The sequence below is a fragment of the Afipia sp. MLSD5-FHT05B12 genome, from assembly GCF_058793355.1.
This window is the reverse complement of the sequence record NZ_JBXAFS010000012.1, coordinates 87,933-112,720: the sequence shown is the minus strand read 5'-3', so window position 1 is coordinate 112,720 and position 24,788 is coordinate 87,933. Positions and strand designations below refer to the sequence as shown.

The 24,788-nt window shown below is 60.3% G+C and carries 22 protein-coding genes; 10 read left to right on the top strand and 12 right to left on the bottom strand.

Annotated features, from left to right (window positions below; translation table 11 throughout):
- Positions 1-57 precede the first annotated feature (57 nt).
- From AC1Q6J_RS16330 to AC1Q6J_RS16320, 3 genes are all read left to right on the top strand, one after another.
- On the top strand, positions 58-921 hold the full coding sequence (locus AC1Q6J_RS16330) for a class I SAM-dependent methyltransferase (RefSeq protein ID WP_492280262.1): 864 nt from the start codon (positions 58-60) through the stop codon (positions 919-921).
- 36 nt (positions 922-957) lie between these two features.
- Positions 958-1,266, top strand: coding sequence for a DUF6496 domain-containing protein (locus tag AC1Q6J_RS16325; RefSeq protein ID WP_492280261.1), 309 nt, complete (start codon positions 958-960; stop codon positions 1,264-1,266).
- A 140-nt stretch (positions 1,267-1,406) separates the two neighbouring features.
- A complete protein-coding gene (locus AC1Q6J_RS16320) occupies positions 1,407-1,979 on the top strand; it encodes a DUF4189 domain-containing protein (RefSeq protein ID WP_492280260.1) in 573 nt (190 codons plus the stop codon).
- Positions 1,980-2,004: 25 nt separating this feature from the next.
- On the opposite strand, the gene AC1Q6J_RS16315 is transcribed toward AC1Q6J_RS16320, so the two are convergent.
- The 4 genes from AC1Q6J_RS16315 to AC1Q6J_RS16300 form a co-directional block, all read right to left on the bottom strand.
- Entirely contained in the window at positions 2,005-2,883 is an 879-nt protein-coding gene (locus tag AC1Q6J_RS16315; protein ID WP_492280259.1) for a transglutaminase family protein, read from the bottom strand.
- Entirely contained in the window at positions 2,880-5,387 is a 2,508-nt protein-coding gene (locus tag AC1Q6J_RS16310) for a circularly permuted type 2 ATP-grasp protein (RefSeq protein ID WP_492280258.1), read from the bottom strand. The genes AC1Q6J_RS16315 and AC1Q6J_RS16310 overlap by 4 nt, the downstream gene beginning before the upstream one ends.
- A 52-nt stretch (positions 5,388-5,439) precedes the next feature.
- A complete protein-coding gene (locus tag AC1Q6J_RS16305) occupies positions 5,440-8,754 on the bottom strand; it encodes a transglutaminase family protein (protein ID WP_492280257.1) in 3,315 nt (1,104 codons plus the stop codon).
- Positions 8,755-8,837: 83 nt separating this feature from the next.
- Positions 8,838-10,766: a sigma-54 interaction domain-containing protein gene (locus AC1Q6J_RS16300; protein ID WP_492280256.1), complete on the bottom strand. Its 1,929-nt coding sequence runs from the start codon at positions 10,764-10,766 to the stop codon at positions 8,838-8,840.
- Between the two features lie 166 nt (positions 10,767-10,932).
- Between AC1Q6J_RS16300 and AC1Q6J_RS16295 the strand changes: the two genes are divergently transcribed.
- From AC1Q6J_RS16295 to cynS, 4 genes are read left to right on the top strand one after another with little or no spacing between them, the layout of a single operon-like run.
- Positions 10,933-12,315, top strand: coding sequence for a CmpA/NrtA family ABC transporter substrate-binding protein (locus AC1Q6J_RS16295; protein ID WP_492280255.1), 1,383 nt, complete (start codon positions 10,933-10,935; stop codon positions 12,313-12,315).
- A gap of 2 nt (positions 12,316-12,317) precedes the next feature.
- Positions 12,318-13,157, top strand: a complete 840-nt coding sequence (gene ntrB, locus AC1Q6J_RS16290; protein WP_492280254.1) for a nitrate ABC transporter permease — start codon at positions 12,318-12,320, stop codon at positions 13,155-13,157.
- Positions 13,158-13,161: 4 nt separating this feature from the next.
- Positions 13,162-14,073 carry an ABC transporter ATP-binding protein gene (locus AC1Q6J_RS16285; protein WP_492280253.1) on the top strand — a complete coding sequence of 304 codons (912 nt, stop codon included), beginning with the start codon at positions 13,162-13,164 and terminating at the stop codon, positions 14,071-14,073.
- 20 nt (positions 14,074-14,093) lie between these two features.
- On the top strand, positions 14,094-14,582 hold the full coding sequence (gene cynS, locus AC1Q6J_RS16280) for a cyanase (protein WP_492280252.1): 489 nt from the start codon (positions 14,094-14,096) through the stop codon (positions 14,580-14,582).
- 1 nt (position 14,583) lies between these two features.
- Here cynS and otnK read toward each other — a convergent pair whose 3' ends face one another.
- Genes otnK through ltnD form a run of 3 tightly spaced genes read right to left on the bottom strand, consistent with a single transcriptional unit; the run spans position 14,584 to position 17,588 of the window.
- The gene (otnK, locus tag AC1Q6J_RS16275; RefSeq protein WP_492280251.1) at positions 14,584-15,858 is read right to left on the bottom strand and encodes a 3-oxo-tetronate kinase; all 1,275 of its coding nucleotides are present in this window, start codon (positions 15,856-15,858) and stop codon (positions 14,584-14,586) included.
- Positions 15,855-16,646: a 2-oxo-tetronate isomerase gene (gene otnI, locus AC1Q6J_RS16270; protein ID WP_492280250.1), complete on the bottom strand. Its 792-nt coding sequence runs from the start codon at positions 16,644-16,646 to the stop codon at positions 15,855-15,857. Before otnI ends, otnK begins: the two co-directional genes overlap by 4 nt.
- A 36-nt stretch (positions 16,647-16,682) precedes the next feature.
- Positions 16,683-17,588 (bottom strand): L-threonate dehydrogenase, encoded by a 906-nt coding sequence (gene ltnD, locus AC1Q6J_RS16265; RefSeq protein ID WP_492280249.1) that lies wholly within the window; start codon positions 17,586-17,588, stop codon positions 16,683-16,685.
- 139 nt (positions 17,589-17,727) lie between these two features.
- On the opposite strand from ltnD, the gene otnC reads away from it, so the two are divergent.
- The 3 genes from otnC to AC1Q6J_RS16250 all read left to right on the top strand — a co-directional run bounded on the left by otnC (position 17,728) and on the right by AC1Q6J_RS16250 (position 20,411).
- The gene (otnC, locus tag AC1Q6J_RS16260; protein WP_492280248.1) at positions 17,728-18,384 is read left to right on the top strand and encodes a 3-oxo-tetronate 4-phosphate decarboxylase; all 657 of its coding nucleotides are present in this window, start codon (positions 17,728-17,730) and stop codon (positions 18,382-18,384) included.
- Positions 18,385-18,690: 306 nt separating this feature from the next.
- Entirely contained in the window at positions 18,691-19,971 is a 1,281-nt protein-coding gene (locus AC1Q6J_RS16255; protein WP_492280247.1) for a PQQ-dependent sugar dehydrogenase, read from the top strand.
- Between the two features lie 83 nt (positions 19,972-20,054).
- Entirely contained in the window at positions 20,055-20,411 is a 357-nt protein-coding gene (locus tag AC1Q6J_RS16250; RefSeq protein ID WP_492280246.1) for a c-type cytochrome, read from the top strand.
- A gap of 36 nt (positions 20,412-20,447) precedes the next feature.
- On the opposite strand, the gene pip is transcribed toward AC1Q6J_RS16250, so the two are convergent.
- Genes pip through pqqB form a run of 5 tightly spaced genes read right to left on the bottom strand, consistent with a single transcriptional unit; the run spans position 20,448 to position 24,618 of the window.
- A complete protein-coding gene (gene pip, locus AC1Q6J_RS16245) occupies positions 20,448-21,428 on the bottom strand; it encodes a prolyl aminopeptidase (protein WP_492280245.1) in 981 nt (326 codons plus the stop codon).
- Entirely contained in the window at positions 21,418-22,620 is a 1,203-nt protein-coding gene (gene pqqE / locus AC1Q6J_RS16240) for a pyrroloquinoline quinone biosynthesis protein PqqE (protein WP_492280244.1), read from the bottom strand. Before pqqE ends, pip begins: the two co-directional genes overlap by 11 nt.
- Positions 22,617-22,931 (bottom strand): pyrroloquinoline quinone biosynthesis peptide chaperone PqqD, encoded by a 315-nt coding sequence (pqqD, locus tag AC1Q6J_RS16235; RefSeq protein ID WP_492280243.1) that lies wholly within the window; start codon positions 22,929-22,931, stop codon positions 22,617-22,619. The genes pqqE and pqqD overlap by 4 nt, the downstream gene beginning before the upstream one ends.
- Positions 22,931-23,695: a pyrroloquinoline-quinone synthase PqqC gene (gene pqqC / locus AC1Q6J_RS16230; protein ID WP_492280242.1), complete on the bottom strand. Its 765-nt coding sequence runs from the start codon at positions 23,693-23,695 to the stop codon at positions 22,931-22,933. Before pqqC ends, pqqD begins: the two co-directional genes overlap by 1 nt.
- Positions 23,692-24,618 carry a pyrroloquinoline quinone biosynthesis protein PqqB gene (gene pqqB / locus AC1Q6J_RS16225; RefSeq protein WP_492280241.1) on the bottom strand — a complete coding sequence of 309 codons (927 nt, stop codon included), beginning with the start codon at positions 24,616-24,618 and terminating at the stop codon, positions 23,692-23,694. Before pqqB ends, pqqC begins: the two co-directional genes overlap by 4 nt.
- Positions 24,619-24,788 lie beyond the last annotated feature (170 nt).

Below are 24,788 nucleotides of genomic sequence, written 5' to 3'. Positions count from 1 at the left end.
CTCCTGTTCATCTCTTCGGGGGTGGCCTAAGAAAGCACCCAGCAACTGGAGTGCCCCATGAACCAGCCAGCCATCGACGCCCGCAATGCCGATCAGATCGCCTACTGGAATGGTCCAGGCGGCCGCCACTGGACCGAGCGGCAGCAGCTTCAGGACGTCGTCCTTGCGCCGGTATCCAAAATTCTGATCGAGCGCGCTGCCGTCAAGAACGGGGAAGCTGTCATCGATATCGGCTGCGGCTGTGGAGCCACATCCTTTGACCTTTTGAAGCAGGTTGGCTCCACGGGCCGTGTCACTGGTGTCGACATTTCCGAGCCGATGCTGGGCCGGGCTCGAGAGCTTGCTCCTGCGAATGCGCCGATCGAGTTCGTGCTGGCGGACGCGACAGTGTATCCATTCGCCCCCGAGAGCGCGGACCTGCTGTTCTCCCGCTTCGGAGTCATGTTCTTTGCGCAGCCCTCGGACTCCTTTGCGAACATGCGCAAGGCGCTACGGCCGGGTGGCCGTCTCGCGTTCGCCTGCTGGCGGACACCACGCGATAATCCATGGATGATGCTCGGCCTTCAGGAGGCATACAAATACGTGCCGAAGCTTCCTGAAATGAAGCCGGATGACCCGGGCCCGTTCTCATTCGCGAACGAGGAGCGGGTCCGCAGCATCCTTGGCGAGGCGGGTTTCTTGAATATCGAGACGGAGCGAGCTGATTTTTCGCTCGACATCGCAACTGGCCGCGGCCTCGAAGCGGCCATCGAGACGACCCTTGCGATCGGTCCCACCAGCCGCGCCCTCGAAAATCAGCCGCCGGACAAGATCGAAGCAACCACGCAATCGATTCGCACGATGCTCGCAGCGCATCAGAAGGGCGACACCGTCCCCCTCGGCGGTTCAATCTGGATCGTTACGGCCACGAACAGCCGGTAGTCCCTCGCATCTGAACTCCCTGTCCGCACGGCCCGCATGTTGCTGCGCGGGAACATAACATCGTCCTCAGCACTTATTCGTATCCGGCAATTCATTGCGGAGACAACGATGGCGCGGAAATACTCCAAGGGGGCAGCCAGGAAAGTCGCGCGTGCGATGCACAAGCGAAAAAAAGGGACGTTGAAGAGCGGACGATCCGGAAAAACGGTCAAGAGCCGGAAGCAAGCCATCGCAATTGGCCTCTCCGAAGCCCGGAAGGAAGGGAAAAAGGTGCCCGCGAAGAAGTCCGCACCAAAAAGCCGGAAGACAAAAAAGGCAAAGAAGGCGAAGCGATCGAAATCCTAGACGCGCAGACGCCACGTGTATCGAGGTTGCCGAGTAATGCCTATGGCTGATGTGGTTTTCCACCGGCCAGAGCCTGCCCGCTCGACAAGGCCAAAGCGGACTTTTAGTCTGCGCGCCGAACCCCGGGGACAGGCTGAGTGATGCTACGCAAGATCTGTTGTGCGCTGGCGCTTGCAGTTGCCTTGTTCGTGCAGCCCGGAGCAGCCGTCGCGCAATCCGATGCCAGCGTTGAGATCACCTTCTGGAATTCGGTGAAAGACTCGCGAAACCCCGCTGAAATCTCAGCCTACCTCGACAAATATCCGAACGGCACATTCGCAGCACTTGCCAGGATACGGCTGGACGCGCTGAAGCAAAAAGCTGCCCAGCCCCCCGGTGAACAATGGGCGGCCATCGGATTTGCGGCGCGCGGCGCTTGGGGCGCCGTGTGGCAGAAGGCGACGCGGGACGAGGCTGAGGCGCGTGCCCTGACCCTTTGCGTCAACAACGGCGGGCGTGGCTGCAAGGTGTCATCCACGACCAAGTGCGGTGCGATGTCGTTCTATACCACGCGTATCCGCCGGACCCGTTATTGGGGCGCATTCACCGCCGAGGGTCCGACGCTCGGTCAAGCCATCGATGCTGCCTCTGCGCGATGCCGCAAGGAAGGCCGCAGCCCGTCAGATTGCAACATCCGGGCTTCTTTCTGCGCGGATGGCAGCCACCGGGGTTGATTGCATCAGGTGTCCCGCGCGACTTCTATTCCACCGGGATCACGTCCACCGCCACCGCAAGCTTCTGCTTGCGCGATCCGACGATAATCCCATCGACCGGCGAGACGTCGGTGTAGTCGCGGCCAACCGCCAGAATGACATGATCATTGCCGATCACCAGATCGTTGGTGGGATCGAACCCCATCCATCCGATCTCGCCGCCGCACCAGACCGACACCCACGCATGCGTCGCATCCGCCCCCTGGAGCCGCGGCCGCCCCGGCGGCGGCGTGGTCCGCAGATAGCCGCTGACGTAAGCCGCAGGCAAACCGAGACCGCGCAGCCCCGCGATCATGACATGTGCGAAATCCTGACAGACCCCTCGCCGCTTCCTGAAGACATCCAGCAACGGCGTCGAGATTTCCGTCGCCTTTGAGTCATAGACAAAATCACGGTTGATCCGCCGCATCAGTTGGACCGCCGAGACGAATATCCCACCACCGGCCGGAAAGCATTCCGCAGCATAGTCCGTGATAGTCGGCTGGATCGGCACCAATGGGCTGGCGAACAAGTATCCGACGGGAGAGACCGCTGCGAGACCATTCGACGTGAAGGCAGCCTCGCGCACTTGTTCCCAGCCGGGAGAGGCCATGTCGCGCGGCAGAGCAGTGCGCGTAACATCCACGCGCGATCGCGCATCAATACGCAGAGCACGATGTGCCGCCTCAATCACGATGCTTTCGGTACGGATGCCGAAGAAGTCCGTTCTCAGCGTCCGTTCCAACGGGACAGGCTTGATTTCAACGTGATGCGAGATCAATTCTTGGCCATCGCCGCTTTTTGGCTCAAGCCTTAGTGAGCAGCGCGCGAAGCTCACTGGGCTCTCGTAGGAGTACGTGGTGACATGACGAATGTCGTAAATCACGCAAACCCCGTGAGCTTCTCGGGCCGCAGCGCGAGACTGCCGTGCGGGAAATAATGGGATCCAATGGCATTGGCCAGATTCAGCAGATCCTGCTCCAGCGAGAACAGAGTCTTGGCATCGAACGACTCTGCGTCGCCGGCGATCATCGTGGCCTGAAGAGTAACGGCCAGACGATGCGGCGGATCGATCAGCCCGCCCTCGCGCATGCTCGGGAGGCTGGCGATGTGCTCGTTGAGCGCCGCGATCTGAAACGCCACCGAACGCGGATTGAAGGCATCCAGCACAACCAGATCGCGCACCGGCGCGAGTACCGGCCCGACAAGATAGCGCGAACGGTAGGTGATCTGGCAATCGACCAGCGTCAACAGCAGGTCGAGGTCCTCGGCTGTCGCCTTGTCGTCGGCGAACTGGCGTGCAAAACGCGCTGTATTGATGGCGCGCTCGGCTCGGCGCCCCATCTCGAGAAAGCGCCAGCCAGCAGCGCGGTTCATGTTCTCCTGCGCAAGGCCTGCGAATGTCGCCAGCGATTGCAGGGTCCATTCCGCAGCTTCGAGCAAGGCTTCGTCGTCTTCGGCTTTCTCCGACAGGCGCTCGACCATGCCGGTGATGACATGCCACGCATCCGGCGAAAGGCGCTCGCGCAATGTTGTCGCGGTGCGTTGTGCGGAACGAACCAGCGACAGCGCCGAGCCGAACTTGTCCTTGGCCTGCAGCGCTTGCGCCGCCGTGGTCGCCAGCTTGGTGCGCGTCGATGGCGAGGTGGCACCCCAGGCAACAAGCAGGCGTTGTATACGCTCGATCACCGGCTGCATCGGCGACGGTCCCTTGCCGGGTTCGCGCAATGCCCCGCCAAGCGCGCGGACCAGCCGCAAGGTCGCCTCGGCCCGTTCCAGATAACGGCCGAGCCAGAACAGATTGTCCGCCGCACGACTCGGCACCCATCCGGCAATGCGTCTGATCCGAACGGCATCGCTCGGCGGCAGCAACGTGGACGTCGCAACTTCCTTCTCCGATACAACCCAGACGTCAGCGGCGCGTGCGCCCTCGCCCATTGAGACTGCGCGCGCGTCGGGCTTGTCGGCGATACGGCAAAATCCTCCCGGCAGGATGGTCCAGCCATTCGGCGTAGCCGCGGCGAAAACCCGGAGAACAAACGGACGCGGAGAGATGTGCCCGTTGTCCCACACCGGCGTCGTGGAGAGCCGAACCATCTCCTGTCCGACATAGTCGATGCCGCGCTTGCTGATGGCATCGACCAATTGCGCGCGCTCTTCCTGTGAAAGTGAGCCGCCAACGATCGGACCACGCCCCGGAAAACCGGGCACAGACTGGCCGTAAGCGCCCTCGATCGCCATCTCGTCAAGGCGCGAAAGCACCTCCTCGCGGGCGGATTTCTGCCCACACCACCACGTGGCGATGTGCGGCATCTTGAGGTCTTCGCCGAAGAAGCGCTGGCTCAAGCTCGGCAGGAAACCGAGCAGCGTCCGCGCTTCCATCACGCCGGAACCCGGCATGTTGGCGACGGCCACGCCACCCTTTCGGATGACATCGATCAGCCCCGGAACGCCGAGCATGGAACGCGCGTCGAGTTCAAGGGGATCGAGGAAGTTCGAGTCGACACGCCGCAACAAAACATCGAGGCGCTTCAGGCCGGCAACGGTGCGGACGTGCAACCGATCCTCGCTCACCGCGAGGTCATCGCCCTCCACCAGCAGGAAACCGAGATAGCGCGCCAGCGTGGCATGTTCGGAATAGGTTTCACTGGAATTGCCCGGTGTCAGCAGGCCGATGCGCGGTTCGTCGCGATCGGCAATGGCCCGCAGGCTGTCGCGGAACGCCTCAAAGAACGGGGCAACCCGTTCGACATTCATCGACGTGTAGAGGTTCGTCAGTGCGCGCGACAGCACCAGCCGGTTTTCGAGCGCATAGCCCGCGCCGGACGGCGCCTGTGTGCGATCATTCAACACCCACCAGCGCCCGTCGGGGCCGCGGCCGATGTCGGCGGCGTAGAGATTGAGATACTGCCCGCCGGGCGGCGTCACACCGCAAACCGAGCGCAGATATTCCGCGCTGCCGGCGACGGCAGCCGCAGGCAACGCGCCTTCAGCAATCAACCTGCCTTCGCCATACAGATCGCGCAAAATCCGTTCGAAAAGCTCCGCGCGCTGGGCGACGCCTTCCGAAATCTGCCTCCATTCGCTCTCGCCGATCAAAAGCGGCAAATGGCTAAGCGGCCACGAACGATCCGCAGCCTCGCCCGGGGCGCGATACGTGACGCCGGCGTCGCGCATATGCTGATCGGCGGACGCAAAACGGCGTTCGATCTCGCCCGGCGAAAGCGTCGAGAACGCGTCGAAGAACCGGGTCCATACCTCGCGGGGCTGGCCCTCTGCGTCAAGGAATTCGTCCGGAATTCCGGGCAACGGCGCATAACCACGGGTGCAATCCAGAAGATCGCGCTGCGCTGCTCGCGGTGCCTTTTCTCCGCTGTCCGTGTCCGCCATCCCGACTCGCTTTCTGTTTTTCGCGATAACTTCGCCGATTATGGCGGCGGCCTCAATGCGGGAGCGGTGTCCGGAGGTCCAGAGTCAGGGGAAATTCGAGGGTTCGTTCCTCGGAAGGCACAGTTATCGGCCCCGGCGTGTGCCCGTGGTCCTGAAAGCGGGCAAGCCGCCTCGCCTCGGCCTCATAGCTGTTGACCGGCTTGGTATCGTAACTCCGCCCCCCTGGATGGGCGACATGATAGACGCAGCCACCCAGCGAGCGGTTATTCCATGTGTCGAGAATGTCAAAAGTCAACGGTGCATGTACCGGGATCGTCGGATGGAGACCCGACGATGGCTGCCATGCCTTGAAGCGCACACCCGCCACGGCCTCGCCCGCGCGTCCAGTATTCGTCGTCGGCAGCCGGCGACCATTGCAGGTGATCACATGCCGTCCTTCGATGAAGTCATTGACTTTGACCTGCAAGCGCTCAACGGACGAATCGACGTAACGCACCGTGCCACCGCCGGAGCTTTCCTCACCCAGCACATGCCAGGGCTCGAGGGCTTGACGCAGTTCAAGCGTCACACCGCCATGCTGGACGCTACCGAAGACCGGAAAACGAAACTCTAGTTGCGCCTCGAACCATTCCGGCTCGAAGTCGTAACCTGCCTGTTTCAGATCCGAGAGCACGCTCCTGAAATCCTCCCAGAGGAAATGCGGCAGCATGAAGCGATCATGCAAAGTCGTACCCCAGCGCACGAAGCGGCCATCCTGCGGCTCGCGCCAGAACTTCGCGATCAACGCGCGGATCACAAGCTGCTGCGCGAGACTCATGCGCGCGTCCGGTGGCATTTCCAATGCCCGGAATTCGACAAGACCGAGACGGCCTGTGGGGCTGTCCGGCGAATAAAGTTTGTCGATGCAAATTTCGGCACGATGGGTGTTGCCGGTAATGTCCACCAGCAAATGCCGGAAGGTACGATCGACCAGCCATAACGGCACTTTCTCGCCCCTCGGCGGGATTTTCGAGATCGCGATTTCCAGTTCGTAGAGCGCGTCGTGCCTGGCTTCATCGATGCGCGGGGCCTGGCTGGTCGGGCCGATGAACATGCCGGAAAACAGATAGGACAGCGATGGGTGGCGCTGCCAATACAGCACCACGCTCTTGAGCAGATCTGGGCGCCGCAGAAACGGTGAGTCTGCAGGCGTGCCCCCGCCTACAACGACGTGGTTGCCGCCGCCGGTGCCGGTGTGTCGGCCATCGATCAGGAAACGGTTCGCGCCGAGGCGGACATGCGCCGCCTCCTGATACAGGCTGATGGTCGTCTCTACGATTTCGCGCCAGTTCTTCGCCGGATGAATATTGATTTCGATCACACCGGGATCCGGGGTGACCTTGATGACCTCGACACGCGGATCATAGGGCGGGGCATAACCTTCGACATGAACCTGAAGCTTCATGTCCTCGGCGGTCGCTTCCACCACCGCAATCAGTTCGAGATAGTCCTCGAGCTTCTCCACCGGCGGCATGAACGCGCAGAGAATGCCGTCGCGGATCTCAATGGATAGCGCTGTGCGGACGCCGCCCTTTCCCCCGGCCTGCTGCTCCTGAATAAACTGGCGCGGCCCGCCATCCGCCAGTGTTCCACCGTCGAAGACAGGTGGCTGAGGCGCAGCTGGAGCGTCGAACACCGGCAGCGCTTCGCGTTCTTCCGTCGGATCCTGCTCAACGATATAGGGGTAATCTTCCGGCGGAATCCATTGCAGCGAATTCATCGGCAGCCGCAGACCGAGAGGTGAATCACCCGGCATCAGAAACAGATTTCCGCGCCGCAGATTCCATTTCTCACTGCGCCAGCGGCTGGCGGCCCTCGCATTCCAGCGTTGCACCGGCAGCACGAAACCGCGCGGCACGTTCAGCCCCTGCTGAAACACCTGCGCCATGCGCGAACGTTCCTCTGGATCAGCGAGTTTCGAATCGCTCGGATCGACATTGCCCGGAAGGCTGTTCTCCTTCAGCAGCCAGTGCGCCTGATCTTCATAGGCTGGCAGCACATTGCCAGCATCGACACCGAGCTTTTCGGCAATGCCAGCCGCGAATTTTTCGGCCTGCTCGATCTTCGCAGAGCGCGGCCCTTCCATCGGCGCGATCAGATCGGGGTTGCGCCAAATCGGAACGCCATCCTTGCGCCAGTAAAGCCCAAAGGCCCAGCGCGGCAGGCTTTCGCCCGGATACCATTTGCCTTGCCCGTAATGCAGGAGGCCGCCCGGCGCGAAGCGTGTGCGCAGCCGGCGGATCAGATCATCGGCAATGCCGCGCTTGGTGGGGCCAACCGCGGCAACGTTCCACTCTGCGGATTCCAGATCGTCCATCGACACAAACGTGGGCTCGCCGCCCATCGTCAGACGCACATCGTCGGCTGCAAGATCGACATCGACCTTTTCACCCAGTGCATCCAAACGCCGCCATGAGTCGTCCGAGAACGGCTTGGTGATGCGCGGCGCTTCGTTGACGCGCGTCACCTTCATCTCGAAACCGAAATCGACATTGGCCGAGCTGACATTGCCGCTGATCGGCGCAGCGGTCCGGTAGTGCGGAGACGCCGCGACGGGGATGTGCCCCTCCCCCGTCAGCATAGCCGACGTCACATCGAAACCGATCCATCCGGCGCCAGGCAGATAAACCTCCGCCCACGCGTGAAGATCCGTGAAGTCAGTCTCGACTTCACGAGGCCCTTGCAGTGGATCAATGTCCGGACGCAACTGAATGAGATAACCGGAAACAAAGCGCGCCGCCAATCCCAGATTGCGCAGCGCCTGGATCAGAAGCCAGGCGGAATCGCGGCATGAGCCCGCGCCGCTCCGCAACGTCTCTTCGGGGGTCTGAATCCCGGGCTCCATGCGGATGACGTAGTTGATCCTGTCGCGCAGCTTCGCGTTAAGCTCGACAAGGAAGTTCACGGTATTGGCTGGTTCGCGCGGAATGCCCGCGAGATACTCCGCAAGCAACGGAGTGACCGGTTCGGTCTTCAGATACGGCGCAAGCTCGTCGGCAAGATCGGATGGATACTGGAACGGAAATGTTTCCGCGTATGGCTCAACAAAAAAGTCGAACGGATTGACCACCGCCATGTCGGCGATGAAATCCACCTCGATCTTGAATTCGAGCGTTGGTTCGGGAAACACGAAGCGCGCGAGCCAGTTCCCTTGCGGATCCTGCTGCCAGTTGACGAAATGCTTCTCGGGCAGAACCTTCAGCGAATAGCTGGATACGCGCGTGCGCGAGTGTGGCGCCGGCCGCAACCGGATGACCTGCGGCCCAAGGCTGACCGGCTGGTCGTACCTATAATGTGTGACGTGATGCAGGGCGACGGCGATGGACACGGCGCAACAACCTCGATGGCTTGTTTTTTAAGCAGAACACCGGACTAAGCCTCTATCAAGCGCTAACAACGGGCAAGGACTGCCTAACGCATTGGCGAATCGGGGTTTCGTGCCGAAATGCCGAGCGATTTGATGCGCGACGCCAGAGTGGTCGGCTTGATGGCGAGCAGTTCCGCCGCGCCATCCTTGCCAAAAACCTTGCCGCCGGACGCCTTCAGCGCAGCCAGAATGTTGTTGCGTTCGTGCTCACGCATTTCATCGTCGGTCATGATAACCGGCGGCGCGCCATTTTTGGGACGCCGCGAGGCTGCTGCGAGCTCGGCTCCCGTTTGCTGAATGGGCAGGTCAATCCGCAGCCGGCCATTCTGCGCCAGGATGGCCGCGCGTTCGATCACGTTCTGTAACTCGCGGACATTGCCGGGCCAATCGTATAGCATCAGGCGGCGGACATCGCCTTCCGACAGGCGCAGATCGGATTTCAGCGATTTGCCTTCGCTGCTCAGGAAGTGCTGCGCAAGTAACGGAACGTCTTCGCGGCGATCCCGCAGCGGCACGGTTTCAACCGGAAACACATTGAGCCGGAAATAGAGGTCTTCGCGAAAGCGCCCCTGCTTCACTTCCTGTTTCAGTTCGCGATTGGTCGCGGCGATGACGCGGACATTGACCGCGCGCGTGCGCTCCTCACCGACGCGCTCGAAATGCCCCTCCTGCAATACGCGCAGCAGCTTGCCCTGAAGCTCAAGCGGGATTTCGCCGACCTCATCGAGAAACAGCGTCCCACCATCAGCCAGTTCAAACCGTCCGACACGATCACGCAATGCGCCGGTGAATGCGCCGCGAACGTGACCGAAGAATTCGCTCTCGAACAGCTCACGAGGGATAGCCGCGCAGTTTACGCGGATCAGGGGACGGTCGCTGCGCTGGCTCGCCTCGTGAATCGCGCGCGCGATCAGTTCCTTGCCGGTACCGGACTCGCCAGTGATCATCACGGTCGCATCCGTCGGTGCGACGAGACTCACCTGCCGCAGCGTCTTCTGCACCGCCGCAGTACGCCCGATGATACCTCGGGGATTGGTCTCGGTGCGGATTTCCTCCTGCAAATAGGCATTTTCCTGCTCGAGACGCTCGCGCAATTGATCGACTTCGGCGAGCGCTGCGCGAAGCTTTTCGTCGGCCTCGCGACGCTGACTGACATCGCGGAACACGATCACCGCGCCAACCACCACGCCACGGTCGCGGATCGGTGTGGACGTGTACTCGACCCATACCGGCGTGCCATCCTTGCGCCAGAACACCTCGTCATTAACCTGATGCACCGCGCCGTCGCGGAACGCGGCATAGATTGGACAGTCCTCGTGCGGGTAATGTCGTCCATCGTGGTGGGTATGATGCACTGTCGAGTGAATGTCTGTGCCGACCAGTTCCTCCGCCGACCAGCCGAGAATGCGTTCGGCGACGGGATTGACGAATGTGGTCTTGCCTTCGGCGTTGACCCCATAAATCCCCTCGCCCGCGGCGCGCAGGATCAACTGGTTCTCACGTTCGATATCGCGGAAAACGCGCTCGACGCGCTGCCAGGCTGCGATACCACCGCGCATGTGATCCTCCGCCGCGACATCGACCAGACGCCGGCGACGTTGTTCAAGATCGCTCATCGCCAACAGCATCAGCGGCGTGCCCTCCTGCGGGATCAGCGATCCGGTATACTCCAGCCGCAATTCGTTGCCCGCGGCGTGACGCGGCGTCAGCGACCTTGTCCAGAATGAGCCCCTGTTGAACACCGCCTGCGTGAAGACAATCAGCGTCGGCACTTGGCCCGCGTGCAAGGCGCTGATCTTCATCTGCCGAAGCAGCGCACGGTCGTATCCGAGCAGCGTGCATACAGCAGGGTTGGCATCGACGATGCGATCGCCATGAGGATCCAGCAGCATCATCGGCTCAGCCGCAAAATCGAAGGCGGCGCCCCACAGGTCGAAGCCCCTTTCCGATCCCGGCGATTGCGAAACGTCCATAATCCCTCATTACGAAATATCGTGATTTTTTTACGAAATGTCGTGTATCACGGAATTTCGTAATAAACAATGTTACAGCTGCGACGCGGGCGCATTGATAAACCGCGCAAAATGGGAGTGGCACGCGGTTTGCGTAGTGGATTGAAACGCCCATGCAGGAGGTTTCATGTCCACCTTCGACAATCCGTTCGATCCGAACCGCCGCCTCTCCTCTTTCGGATGCGCTTGCGGCCAACACACGAGCGAAGCCGAACACGAGGCCGCGCTCCAGCTCCAGACAGCGACCTCACAAAGCGACGAGCGGCGCTACGAAGGCGTCGTCGCCTCCGCCGTCATGCGCGCGATGTTTCCCCAGGATGCCGCGCGCCGCGCATTCCTGAAGTCCGTCGGTGCCGCCACGGCAATTGCTGCCGTCTCGCAGTTTTTCCCCCTGAAGACCGCTACCGAAGTGTTTGCGCAGGGCGCACCGCTGGAGAAGAAAGACCTCAAGGTCGGGTTCATTCCGATCACATGCGCTACGCCGATCATCATGGCGAAGCCGATGGGCTTCTATGAGAAGCAGGGCCTCAATGTCGAAGTGATCAAGACCGCCGGCTGGGCCGTGATCCGCGACAAGACTATCAACAAGGAATACGACGCAGCGCACATGCTCTCGCCGATGCCGATCGCGATTTCAATGGGCGCAGGCTCCAATCCAATTCCCTACACCATGCCAGCCGTCGAAAACATCAACGGTCAGGCCATCACCCTCGCCATCAAGCACAAGGACAAACGCAACCCGAAGGACTGGAAGGGCTTCAAGTTCGCGGTGCCGTTCGACTACTCGATGCACAATTACCTGTTGCGCTACTACCTTGCGGAGCACGGCATAGATCCCGATACCGACGTACAGATCCGTGCGGTGCCACCACCGGAAATGGTTGCGAACCTGCGCGCCGATAACATCGACGGCTTCCTTGGTCCAGATCCGATGAACCAGCGAGCGGTCTATGACGGTGTCGGCTTCATCCACATCCTGACGAAGGACATCTGGGAAGGCCATCCCTGCTGCGCGTTTGCGGCTTCCAAGGAATTCGTCACCACAATGCCCAACACCTATGCGGCGCTGCTGAAATCGATCATCGATGCAACGGCGTTTGCCCACAAGGCTGAGAACCGCAAGCAGATTGCGGAGGCGATCTCGCCGGCGAACTATCTCAACCAGCCGCCGGTCGTGCTCGAGCAGATTCTCACCGGCACCTTTGCCGACGGGCTCGGCAACATTGTCACGCAGCCGAATCGCGTCGATTTCGATCCATTCCCGTGGCAGTCGTTTGCGGTCTGGATCATGACCCAGATGAAGCGTTGGGGACAGATCAAGGGCGAAGTCGATTACGCCGGTATCGCGAGCCAGGTCTATCTCGCCACCGACACAGCAAAGCTCATGAAGGAAGTCGGTCTTACGCCTCCGGCAACCATCACGAAATCATTCAGCGTGATGGGCAAACCCTTCGATCCGGCAAAGCCTGAGGACTATCTCAAGAGCTTCAAGATCAGCAAGGCAAGTTGAACATGGCCTCGTCGCTGAGACTTCGCGCAGCCGTACTGTCGGTTGCGATCTTCCTTGCCTTCATCGGCGCATGGCACCTTGCGACGCGCGGAAGCGGGTCGGTTGCTACCATGAGTCCGGAATACGCAAAGCTAATGGGCGCGACGGCAACCCAGGGCAAATCGGCAATGCCGGGACCGTTCGATGTCGGGGCCAGGCTTTGGCAACACATCAAAAGCCCGTTCTACGATAACGGCCCGAACGACAAGGGCCTCGGCATTCAACTCGGCTATTCGATCGCACGCGTTTTGCTAGGTTACTTCCTTGCTGTGATTGTCGCGATCCCGCTCGGATTCCTGATCGGTATGTCACCGCTGATCAGCAAAGCACTCGATCCGTTCATCCAGGTTCTGAAGCCCATTTCTCCGCTCGCCTGGATGCCGCTGGCACTCTACACCATCAAGGATTCCAACACCTCCGCAATTTTCGTGATCTTCATCTGCGCGATCTGGCCGATGCTGATCAACACGGCCTTCGGCGTCTCCGCCGTGCGTAAGGAGTGGATCAACGTCGCACGCACGCTTGAGGTCGGGCCGATACGCCGCGCTTTCACGGTGATCCTTCCTGCCGCCGCGCCGACCATCCTGACCGGCATGCGCATTTCCATCGGCATCGCGTGGCTCGTCATCGTCGCCGCGGAAATGCTGGTTGGCGGAACAGGTATTGGTTACTTCGTCTGGAACGAGTGGAACAACCTGTCGATCACCAACGTCATTATCGCCATTTTGGTCATCGGCCTGGTCGGAATGATGTTCGACCAAATCCTTGCGCGATTTACGCGCATGGTCACGTTCCCGGAGTGATGCAATGATCGAGAAATTCATCTCAATTGAAGGCATCGCCAAGCACTATCCGGCGCCTGACGGCGGGAAGACGACGATCTTCGAGGACTTTTGGCTATCGATGCCCCGCGGAGAATTCGGCTGCGTGATCGGCCATTCTGGCTGCGGCAAGACCACCGTTCTCAACATCCTGGCCGGCCTCGATGAGCCATCCGAAGGCACTGTAATCGTTGACGGTCAGGCCATCGAAGGCACCAGCCTCGATCGCGCCGTGATCTTCCAGAGCCATGCCTTGCTGCCGTGGCGCACGGTGGTGGGCAACGTCGCCTATGCGGTCTCCTCGAAATGGCGCAAGTGGGACAAGGCACGCGTCCGTGCCCACGCCCAGAAGTTCATCGACATCGTCGGCCTCACCGGCTCCGAACACAAAAGACCGTCGGAACTGTCCGGCGGCATGAAGCAGCGCGTCGGCATCGCGCGCGCGCTCTCCATAATGCCGAAAATCATGCTGATGGATGAGCCTTTCTCCGCGCTCGACGCGCTGACGCGCGGGACGTTGCAGGACGAAGTTCGGCGTATTTGCCTTGAGACCGGACAGACCGCGTTCATGATCACCCATGACGTCGACGAAGCCATCTATCTCGCCGACAAGATATTTCTGATGACCAACGGCCCCGGCGCGGTGCTCGCGGAGGTACTGGAAAATCCGCTGCCGAAGGATCGTGGCCGAATCGATCTTCATCGGCATCCTCACTATTACGCCCTGCGCAATCACATCATCGATTTCCTGGTCACACGCAGCAAGACCTTCGCAGAGACAATCAAGGATCATGATCCCCGCAACGTGCCTGTGGTTCGTCCCGGCTTCGCTGAGCCGTCAATCGTCACAACCGAACCTTCCCTAAAGCCGCAAGCCGGACAAGCCAGCGCGCGATAATCTGCCTCAAGGAGACACAAATGAAGCGATCCGACCTCACCGAAAAGCTGCTCGACATCAAGCGCGAGAAAGGCTGGACGTGGAAGCACATCTGCGAACAAATCGGCGGCCATTCCGAAGTGCTGGTGGTCGGCGCCATCCTCGGCCAGATGAAACTCACCAAGCCGCAGGCGGAGAATGCCGCCAAGCTGTTCGGCCTCTCCAAGGTTGAACAGGCGATGATCAACGAAGTGCCGATGCGCGGTGAAGGCATTCAGATGCCTCCCACTGATCCGCTGATCTACCGGCTCTACGAACTGGTGATGGTGAATGGACCAGCCTGGAAAGCGCTGATCGAGGAGGAATTCGGCGACGGCATCATGTCCGCGATCGACTTCGACATGGACATGGAGCGCCTCGCCAATCCGAAAGGCGACCGCGTCAAGATCACGATGTCGGGTAAATTCCTGCCTTACAAGTATTACGGCGCAACCGGCAACCAGCAGGAATACGGCTACAAGGAAGCTTGATTCACGGCATCAAGCAGATGGCGTCGTTGAAGAAATCCGGGCCACCAAAGTTACCGGATTTCAGCGCCATCACCGCCTCGCCCTTGCTCCAGCCAACACAGCGAAGCACCGGCACGCCTGCGGCGATCTCCGGGCCGACCAGAAACGCTGGGACGCCGAGACGATCGACCACGGTGCCTGAGGTTTCACCACCGGCGATTACAAGCCGCCGTACACCGGCAGCGACCAGCCCCTCGCTGATCGCCGCCATCGCCTGCTCTATGGCGTGGCCGGCAGCATCACGCCCGTGCCTGATCTGTAACGCAGAGACCTGATCCGGCGTCGAACTGCTCGCGATCAGGACTGGCCCATTACCGAGATGCTCGCGTGACCAGTCGAGCGCGCGCTGAACCTCGGATGGTCCCGCCACGATCTTTTCAGGATCAAGCCGCAGCACCGGCATCGACTTCTCGGCATGCGCGATCTGCGCCAGTGTCGCCTGAGAGCAGCTTCCGGCGAGACACCCCACGGGGCCGCCGATCGGCCTTTCTCTGGTTACGGCTGGCACCTGGCTCACCCGGCCCGATGCCACAAGTCCGCGCGCAAGTCCCAGCCCCAATCCCGATGCACCCACGGAAAGACGATGGCCCAGCGCCACCTGTCCGATCGTCTCCAGTTCGGGATCGAACACCGCATCGATAATCGCGGCGTTGACGCCCAGGGCAGCCAGCTCACGGAGACGCGCGCGGACTGCCTCAACGCCCTTTGCGACGGCCGCAAGATCAACCAGACCGACTTTGGATTTACTCTGGCGCGCAAGCACCCGCACAAGATTGGAGTCGTGCATCGGATTCAGCGGATGATCCTTCAGCGGACTTTCGTTCAGCGGCACACTGCCAACGAACAGATTACCCTGATAGACCGTGCGCCCTGTTCCCGGAAACGCGGGCGTCACCAGAACGATGTCATCGCCGGAATCGGCACGCAATGCATCCATTACCGGCCCGATGTTGCCCGCGTCTGTGGAATCAAATGTCGAGCAGATCTTGAACAGGACATGCGAGGCGCCGCGCGACCGCAGCCATTTATCCGCGTCGCGGGAGCGCGCTACTGCCTGAGACGCCTCAATGGAGCGGCTCTTTAACGACACCACCACGGCATCGACATCAGGCAGCTTTAGTGCATCGCCGGGAACGCCGACGGTCTGTACCGTCCGCAGCCCGCTACGCGTCAATGTGTTGGCGAGATCCGATGCGCCAGTGTAATCGTCCGCGATACAGCCCAGAGCCAGTGTCACGCGCGCGCTCCCGTCTTCGCAGCATAAGGCGCGAACCAGTCGAGGCCTTCGACTGTATTGCCTTTCGGGCGGTATTCGCACCCGACAAAGCCGCCATATCCCAAACGATCGAGTTCGTCGAACAGGAAGGGATAGTTTAGTTCCTCGCCTGCCGGTTCATTGCGCGAAGGTACACTCGCGATCTGGATGTGGCCGATCATTGGCATCATCTGCCGCAGCGCCATGGTGACATCGCCGTGGACGATCTGCCGATGATAGATATCAAACTGCAATTTCAGATTAGGCATTTTCAGATCATTGATCACACCCGCAGCGAAACCGAAATCATTCAGAAAATATCCAGGCACGTCACGTGGATTGATCGGCTCGATCATGAGGTCGATGTTTTCCCTGGCCAGCGCCTCGGCGGTCCAGGCCACCGAGCGGCGAAACGCGTCGACAGCTTTCGGATCGTGGCGATCGGCGATCCCAGCCATCAGATGCAAGCGTTTGACTCCGGTGGCGGCGGCATAAGGCAGCGCTTGCTGAACGCTGTTCTGCACGTCGGCAAAGCGTTCCGGCAGCGCTGCAAAGCCGCGCTCACCTTTGTTCCAGTCTCCCGGAAACAGATTGAAGAGCGCCTGCGTCAGACCATTGCGATGAAGCCGTTCTCCGACATCGTCAGGCGAATGCTCGTAGGGAAAGAGGAACTCAACCGCCGAAAAGCCCGCCTTCGCAGCCGCCTCGAACCGATCGAGAAACGGAACTTCGTTGAACATCATGCTGAGATTTGCGGCAAAACGAGGCATTCGAGGATTCCGTTCGTGTTGTTTGCAACTTTTCTTTTATTCGCCGGGCAATTTTGTACCAGTTACACGCGCGTACATCCGCGCCACCGATGCGTCATCATCGCGGCCCATGCCCGCCGCTGATGTCATCAGAAACATCTGCAACGCAGCCGCCGAGACCGGCACCGGGAATTTCTCGGTTCGCGCCATGTCCTGGATGATGCCAAGATCCTTGACGAAGATATCGACGGCACTGCGCGGCGCGTAGTCACCGTCCAGCACGTGCTGCATGCGGTTCTCGAACATCCAAGAATTACCGGCGGATGCCGTGATGACCTCGTAGACCTTGGCGAGGTCGAGACCCTGCTTCGCAGCAAAAGCCATCGCCTCGCTGGCCGCAGCGATATGCACACCCGCCAAAAGCTGATTGATCATCTTGAATGCCGCGCCCTGCCCCGGCTCATCTCCGAGCTCGTAGAGTTTCGCGGACATTGCATCCAGTGCGGTCCTCGCTTTTGCGAACGCGGCCTTGCTGCCGGAAGCAAGGATCGTCAATTCTCCTTGCGCGGCGCGCTGCGCACCGCCACTGATCGGCGCGTCGAGATAGTGCCGTCCGGTTGCTTCGAGCTGTTTCGCCAGGCGCCGCGCGACATCCGGGTCCATTGTCGCAGACGATACAAAGACCGCGCCTTCCGGCAGGGTTTCCGCGACACCCTTCGCGCCGAACAGGATTGCCTCGGTCTGCGCAGCATTCACGACGACACTGACGACCACATCGGCATCTTGCGCGGCTTCCGCTGGCGACGTTACCCCCCGGCCGCCCTCCGCGACGAGACGCGCAACCACTCCCGGCGCAACGTCGCAGCCCGCGACATCGAAGCCGGCCCGCTTGAGCGACAGCGCCATGCCCAAACCCATCGAACCGAGACCGATGATTCCGACACGTCCCATTTTAACGGTCATACCTCTCCCCAGTTTGTTGCTTGTTCAGACATTTGGCGCCGAACGGTTACTGCTTGGTAGCACGGCCCTGCGTCGCGTCCAAAATGGCGTTTGAGCCATCCCCAAAACCGTGAGAGAAAGCGATCGGAAGGGCTGCACAATGACAGAAACACGGCTTCGCGATCAGATCTGCCAGTTCGGGCGCTCGCTGTTTGAGCGGGGCCTGACCCCGGGATCGTCAGGAAACATCAGTGTCCGCCTCGACGACGGCGGCTGGCTGGTGACGCCGACCAACGCGTCACTCGGATTTCTGGATCCTGCCCGCATCTCGCGTCTGAACGGATCGGGACGTCTGTTGTCGGGCGACGCGCCCACCAAGGAAATCCCCCTGCACGCTGCGCTCTACGAGACACGGCACAACGCCCGCGCCGTCGTACATCTGCATTGCGCTCACTGTGTCGCCGTATCGATGCTGCCCGATATCGATCCGCATGCGGCGCTGCCGCCGCTGACTCCCTATTATGTGATGCGCTGCGGCGCGACGGCGCTGCTGCCCTATTACCGCCCCGGTGACCCGGCCGTCTCCGACGCGATCCGGGGACTTGCCGGCAAGTATTCCTGCGTAATGCTGTCCAATCATGGACCGGTGGTCGCTGGCGACACACTGGAAGCTGCCGTATTTGCCATGGAAGAACTCGAGGAGACCGCAAAGCTCTATCTGATGCTGCGCGGCATGAACCCTCGCACACTAACGCCCGAGCAGGTCGCCGATCTGGTTTCGATCTTTGAGGTTTCAGTGCCGGACGCAACATCGTGACCGCAACCATCGCCAATCGCGCCCTCGCATAACGCAGTCGCAATGACGGCATAAAGTCAGCAACCAAACACCACGTCGCAATACCCACATCTCTAAACACCGGCGAGTGTGGCAGAACACTTCGTTGCGCTTGATTACGGTTTATATCGTCTCCTCTCTCTTCAAATCACAATCGCCCGATGCGATCTGGTAATGCTGCGCCGCCAGAAAAATTTCCGGCCGCGCTCGGCTTGCGCCCCGCCGACGCTGCGATAGGCTGCCCCGCGTAAAACGCCAAGAATGACACCCTACCGGGAGGATAGAATCATGTTTTACGCTTTCAAACACCATGCTCTGAATTCAGTCGCCACTGCCGCGGCGTTCCTTTGCGCTTCAGCGATTGCAGCTTCGGCTCAGTCACAGAACAATAACCTCGACAAGCTGGGCAACTTTCAGAAAACGGGTGTCACGGAAACTCCGGCCGTGCCGCAGACAGGCCGCAAAGTCGATGCGATCAAGAACAATCTTGCCAAGATCAAGCTGCCACCCGGCTTCAAGATCAGCCTTTATGCTCTGGTTCCCGATGCACGGCACATCGCCGTCGGCCCGCAAGGCGTCGTAACCTTCGTCGGCACGCGCAAGAGCAAGGTTTATGCCGTCACCGATCGCGGCAAGGCGGGATTCGCGGAAGAGGTCAAGGAATTCGCGCCGTCGGTCAATTTCACTATTCCAAATGGTGTCTGCTTCTCAAAGGACGGCTTCCTTTTCATTGCCGAGCAGAATCGCGTTCTTAATTTCCCCGCCGCAGAGTTCTTCTATGAAAGCCCCGATATCGCAGTGGCTGTCGTGGTTCCGCAAGGCGAGCTGATCCCCAAGGAAGATGAGAGCTTCAATCACACCTCACGGGTTTGCCGCGTCGGCGCGGACAACAAGCTCTATATTGCGCTCGGGCAGCCATTCAACGTGCCCGCAAAGAACAAGCTCGATGGCTTTGCCAAGCATGGTATCGGCGGCATCATCCGGATGGATCAGGACGGCAAGAATCGTGAGGTTTATGCTGGCGGCGTCCGTAACTCGGTCGGCATGGACTTCAATCCGAAGAACAACCAGCTCTGGTTCACGGATAATCAGGTCGACGGAATGGGTGACAACATTCCTCCGGGCGAGTTGAACCGTATCACTCAGTCCGGGCAGAACTTCGGCTTTCCCTATTTTGGCGGCGGCAAGGTTCGCACCGTCGAATACAAGGCCGATACGCCGCCGGCTAACGTGGTCTATCCCGAAGTGGAGATGGACGCTCACGCAGCCGACCTCGGCATGACGTTCTATAACGGCAAGTCGTTCCCGGCCAAATATCGCGGCGGCATCTTCTCGGCCCAGCACGGATCGTGGAACCGCACCGAACCCGTCGGCGCGCGCGTGATGTTCACCTCGCTCAAACCAGACGGTAGCGCCGACAAGACGGAGGTCTTTGCCTCCGGCTGGCTGACGCCGGACGGCGAATACACCGGACGTCCGGTCGACATCGCAATCTTGCGTGATGGATCCATGCTGGTGTCCGACGATCTCGCCGGTGCGCTCTATCGCATCACCTACGACGGCAAATAAGCCGGCGTTCGCCAGCCATCTGCCGTAAACCGGAACTCCCGGTTCACGGCAGACCGTGACCAGAGCAGCAAGAAAAGCAATTGATGCAATCAGAGCAAAACAAACGCGTCGCACGATACTTAACCGGCCTGCTGGTTCTGCTGACGATGAACGGCGTGGGCAGCGCCGCACAGGCCGCGGGTGACGCAAAGGCCGGGCGCAAGAAGGCCCAGATGTGTTCGGCGTGTCACGGCATCGACGGCCTCTCGAAAATTCCGATCGCGCCCAACATCGCGGGCTCACCCGCGATGTATCTGGAAAAACAGCTCAAGGCTTTCCGCTCGGAAGAACGCATGGAAGAAAACATGAATGTCGTGGCAAAGCCGCTGTCGGACGCTGACATCGCGGACCTGGCCGCCTGGTATTCCGGGTTAACCGTTGATGTCACGTTGCCGAATTGAGATTCCTGCGACGGGCGTCCATCGCACGCCGGAATTTTATACGCGTGACAGCTCTTTGATGGCAGCAACCACAGCATCTTTCACGCCGGGATCGTACAGCGAGTGTCCCGCGGTCTCCACCATTCGCAATCTTGCATCGGACCATGTCGCAAGCAGTGCATGGGCCGTCGACGGCGGGCACAGGAGATCGTAGCGGCCTTGCACGACAATTCCCGGAATGCCCTTCAGGCGTTCAGCATTTTCCAAAAGCTGTCCGGGTTTCATGAAGCAGTCGTTCTGGAAATAATGCGCTTCCATAAACGGTGACGATGGGAGACCACGCGCATCATTCGCTACTGCGGCAAGATCAAGCCGTGTTTTCGAAGGCTTGTGTTCCGACAGAATGCGCTCGGTGTCGTGCCAGGCGCGAGACGCCGGTCCATGGACGGCCGGATCGGGGTCGAGAATGCGTCGCCAGTAGGCGTCGAGCGGCTGCTCGCGTTCGTCCGGGGGCAGCAGGCTGAGAAAATCATCGTTCAGGTCAGGGTAGAAACGCCGCAAGCCGCCGATGAATGTCCATTCCAGTTCATCACGGGTGCCCAGAAAAGTCGCGCGTAGCACAATGCCGCTGACACGGGACGGATGCGCCTGCGCGTAGGCAAGGGCCAATGTCGCACCCCACGATCCGCCGACAACCAGCCATCGCTCAATGCCGAGCGTCTCGCGAATAAGCTCCATATCAGCAATCAGATGCGACAGCGTATTGGCCTCACGTACCCCCTTGGGGCGGCTCCTCCCCGCCCCGCGCTGATCGAACAGCACCGCATGAAACCGCAGTGGGTCGAACAATCGGCGATGATCGGGCTGACAGCCGCTGCCGGGGCCGCCATGCAGATAGACCGCCGGGATGCCGTCAACGTTGCCAATTGTCTCCACATAAAGCTCGTGACCCTCGCCCACCGCGAGATGCTGCATGGTCAGTGGCGCAAATCTGTCGGCTTTTTTGGGCGGCGCAATATCGGCGGCGTCAGGGCCCATTTGGATCAGCCTCGCGTGTGCCGCCGGCAAAATTTCGATAGATAAAGCGACGCTTGTCACCGGCCGCCTCCGTCATCGCGGTTTTGAATATCTGCTCGTGTGCCGGTGATAGCGCGCAGGCCGGATCGGTGTTGCCGGCATTGCCTGTCAGCGCAAATGCCTGACAACGGCAGCCGCCGTAATCAATCTCCCTGTAGTCGCAACTCTGGCAAGGTTCCGGCATCCAGCTAGTACCGCGATAGCGATTGAACGCTTCTGAGTTTTGCCAGATCCAGGCGATGGAATGCTCGCGCACCGATTCAAACGCGAGGCCGGTAATCGTTTCCGCCGCGTGGCACGGCAGTATCTTGCCCGAGGGCGAGATATTGAAGAACTGCCTCCCCCATCCGCCCATGCATTTCTTTGGACGCAATGCGTAGTAATCCGGCACGACGTAGTCGATAGCGAGAATACCCCTCAGCCGCACCTCGGCCTCCTCTACAATCCGGGAGGTCTCGTCGATCTGTTCAATCGTCGGCATCAGTGCAGCGCGGTTCTTCAGTGCCCAGCCGTAATACTGCACATTGGCGACTTCAAGCCGATCCGCATCGAGATCGACCGCCATCTGGATAATATCGGCAAGCTGAAACAGATTTTGGCGATGCATCACCGCGTTCACCGTCAGCGGTAGGCCGAGTTCGCGCGTCCAGCCCGCAGCCTCGATCTTCTTCGCGTGCGCGTCCTTCAATCCCGCAACGCGGTCGGCGACGTCCCGCTCGCTGCCCTGGAAACTGATCTGCACGTGGCAAAGCCCGGCATCGGCCAGGGCCGTTAGCTTGTCTTTCGTCAACAATACGGCGGAGGTGATGAGGTTTGTATACAGGCCGACATCGGTCGCATGCTGGACGAGTTCAACCAGATCTTTCCGGGCCGTCGGCTCGCCGCCGGAAAAATGAATCTGCAGCACGCCAATGGCTGCGAGTTCACTCAGCACGCGTTTCCACTCGTCGGTGGAGAGTTCCGCGCTCCCGCGCTCCAGTTCCACTGGATTCGAGCAATACGGGCACTGCAATGGGCAGCGATGCGTCAGCTCCGCCAGAACCGCCAAGGGAATGCCGAACGTCTCCGCCTGCGACTTGCGCTGTTCCAGCACCGCCAATCCATCCGCCGGATCGGCGTGAACGGGAGAGGCATCGATGAGCGTTGAACTCATGATCGCGTGTCCTGTGCCTCCGCAAGGAACCCCTTCTCGGCGAGGTCCCGCAACATGGCGATGACATCAGTACCAATCATACCACGATCGGCGGTATACTTCGCAGCGAGTACATCAATGATCTGACCGACGTTGCGGGCACCATCGCAAAGTTGCAGGATTTCGACCGCAATCTCGTCCGGCGCGAGCACGCGCTCCGGCACCAGAATGACCCAGACCTGCCGGGCCTCGTCGAACTTCAGCTTGGCGTGCCGGGCGAGTACAGGCTGGCTCCCTTCAGTTATGTCGATCCGGCGGCCTCGCAATGCCATCAGCCCTGCTCCGGCACAAAAGCGCCCGGCGGCACGTGGCCATCGACATACGCATGATAAAGTGCGTCGAGCTGGACCCACAGCACGTTGGTCTTGAAGATCAGCGCATTGCAGACCGCCTCCCGCTCTTGCGGGGTCGCGGCATGGCGCTTGACAAAATCGAGCGCGAAGTTCGCGTCTCGCGGTGCCTGTTCCATGCGCCGCCTGAAATAGCTCATGATGCTCGAATTGATGAAATCATAATGTGCGAGCATTCCCGAAATTCGCTCTTCGTGCAGATTCGGCGCGAACAGCTCTGTCAGCGACGATGCAATCGCTTCAAGCGGCGTCTTGTCGCGAACGAAATGAACATAGGCATCAACTGCGAAACGGGTCGCCGGAAGAATCCCCTCCGCAGATTCCACATAGGCGCTGTCCAGCCCGAGGCCCTCAGTCAGCTTCAGCCAGCGTTCGATGCCACCTTCCGTGCCGACATTGCCGTCGTGATCCTCAATGCGATGCCGCCACTCGAGCCGGATGTTGCGGTCGCGGAAACGCGAGATCACCACCGCATCCTTGATGGGAATGGAACTCTGATAATAGTAGCGATTGAGCGCCCAGGCCTGCACCTGCCCCTTGTTCAACTTGCCACCATGCAACAGCCGGTGAAAGGGATGCAGATTGTGATACCGCGTTGCCCCAATCTGCCGCAACGCCGCTTCAAGATCTTCCGCCGACGCCAGCGGCGTTCCTGCCTTCAGTCCAAACACACTTGTCGCGATCAAATGGTGATCTCCATTCCATCCGAAGGAATCTGCCATCCCGAGCTCTCCGCTGCTCTACGCTCAGCGGAGTCCGGCAGCAGAACCGGATTCGAATTGTTGATATGCAGGAAAATCTTGCGCGCGATGCCAAGGTCCGCAAGCGCCGCGATTGCGCCGTCATCACCCGACATCGCCATATGCCCCATCCGCTGGCCGGTCTTCCCTCCCAATCCGGCTGCGATCAATTCATCGTCGCGCCAGAGTGTGCCGTCGAAAAAGATCAGCGGCGCGCCTTGAAGTCGCGGCCTGAGATCGGGAGTAAGCGCAGCGCAGGCCGCGATAAAATAGAAATACTCTCCGCTTCTCTTGTCGGCGATCCGCAACCCAAGCGTGTCACCGGAGACGTCGTCGTCATCGGGATGTAGAGCGATTTCAAGATACCAGGCCCGCTTTCCCGGAACAGCAAATGGCACAACTTCGAGTCCGGACGGGGAGCCGTCGGGAAGCTTCAGTTCAAACGCCGCATCGAACTCGATCGGCTGACGCCGCACTCGCTCCTCGTCGAGCACGTTGAAGATGCTGTTCGACTTGAGAATGGAAAGGACACGTTGATGGGCATAGATCGTGAACGGCCAGCCCTCGCGGAGCGACAAAAGTCCGGCGACAGCATCCACCTCGCCGTTGGTCAGAATAACGCCGGCAATCGGGCTGTGGCGCAAGTGACCCGTCTTGGGGTGAAGCTGCGGTGTCGCAATCAACTGCTGGCGCAGATCGGGCGAGGCATTGACCAGAAACCAGTGTTCCCCGTCGGCGCTTATTGCAATCGAGGCTTGGCTTGCCTGCAATTCAGGCCGCGAACCGCGGGCCGCGCGGCAGATCTCGCAACTACAATTCCATTGAGGAACACCACCGCCCGCCGCAGCCCCAAGAACGACGACGCGCATAAAGGAAGCTCCGCGCTCGATTCAATCCGACCGAATTTCATGGCGACCTGACTTCAAGTCACGAAATTCGATGTCACAGACACAACAAAACTCCACGCCGCGCAGGAATGCTCCCTATCGGAAGAACTCCTGACGCAACCAGGCAGCTTGGCTGCTGAACTGATAACGAG

What these genes read in the sequence shown, in the direction of transcription:
- AC1Q6J_RS16330 (WP_492280262.1), top strand. Translation starts at nt 58, where the DNA reads ATGAACCAGCCAGCCATCGACGCCCGCAATGCCGATCAGATCGCCTAC.
- AC1Q6J_RS16325 (WP_492280261.1), top strand. Translation starts at nt 958, where the DNA reads ATGTTGCTGCGCGGGAACATAACATCGTCCTCAGCACTTATTCGTATC.
- AC1Q6J_RS16320 (WP_492280260.1), top strand. Translation starts at nt 1,407, where the DNA reads ATGCTACGCAAGATCTGTTGTGCGCTGGCGCTTGCAGTTGCCTTGTTC.
- AC1Q6J_RS16310 (WP_492280258.1), bottom strand. Translation starts at nt 5,387, where the DNA reads ATGGCGGACACGGACAGCGGAGAAAAGGCACCGCGAGCAGCGCAGCGC.
- AC1Q6J_RS16300 (WP_492280256.1), bottom strand. Translation starts at nt 10,766, where the DNA reads ATGGACGTTTCGCAATCGCCGGGATCGGAAAGGGGCTTCGACCTGTGG.
- AC1Q6J_RS16295 (WP_492280255.1), top strand. Translation starts at nt 10,933, where the DNA reads ATGTCCACCTTCGACAATCCGTTCGATCCGAACCGCCGCCTCTCCTCT.
- ntrB (WP_492280254.1), top strand. Translation starts at nt 12,318, where the DNA reads ATGGCCTCGTCGCTGAGACTTCGCGCAGCCGTACTGTCGGTTGCGATC.
- AC1Q6J_RS16285 (WP_492280253.1), top strand. Translation starts at nt 13,162, where the DNA reads ATGATCGAGAAATTCATCTCAATTGAAGGCATCGCCAAGCACTATCCG.
- cynS (WP_492280252.1), top strand. Translation starts at nt 14,094, where the DNA reads ATGAAGCGATCCGACCTCACCGAAAAGCTGCTCGACATCAAGCGCGAG.
- otnI (WP_492280250.1), bottom strand. Translation starts at nt 16,646, where the DNA reads ATGCCTCGTTTTGCCGCAAATCTCAGCATGATGTTCAACGAAGTTCCG.
- ltnD (WP_492280249.1), bottom strand. Translation starts at nt 17,588, where the DNA reads ATGACCGTTAAAATGGGACGTGTCGGAATCATCGGTCTCGGTTCGATG.
- otnC (WP_492280248.1), top strand. Translation starts at nt 17,728, where the DNA reads ATGACAGAAACACGGCTTCGCGATCAGATCTGCCAGTTCGGGCGCTCG.
- AC1Q6J_RS16255 (WP_492280247.1), top strand. Translation starts at nt 18,691, where the DNA reads ATGTTTTACGCTTTCAAACACCATGCTCTGAATTCAGTCGCCACTGCC.
- AC1Q6J_RS16250 (WP_492280246.1), top strand. Translation starts at nt 20,055, where the DNA reads ATGCAATCAGAGCAAAACAAACGCGTCGCACGATACTTAACCGGCCTG.
- pip (WP_492280245.1), bottom strand. Translation starts at nt 21,428, where the DNA reads ATGGGCCCTGACGCCGCCGATATTGCGCCGCCCAAAAAAGCCGACAGA.
- pqqE (WP_492280244.1), bottom strand. Translation starts at nt 22,620, where the DNA reads ATGAGTTCAACGCTCATCGATGCCTCTCCCGTTCACGCCGATCCGGCG.
- pqqD (WP_492280243.1), bottom strand. Translation starts at nt 22,931, where the DNA reads ATGGCATTGCGAGGCCGCCGGATCGACATAACTGAAGGGAGCCAGCCT.
- pqqB (WP_492280241.1), bottom strand. Translation starts at nt 24,618, where the DNA reads ATGCGCGTCGTCGTTCTTGGGGCTGCGGCGGGCGGTGGTGTTCCTCAA.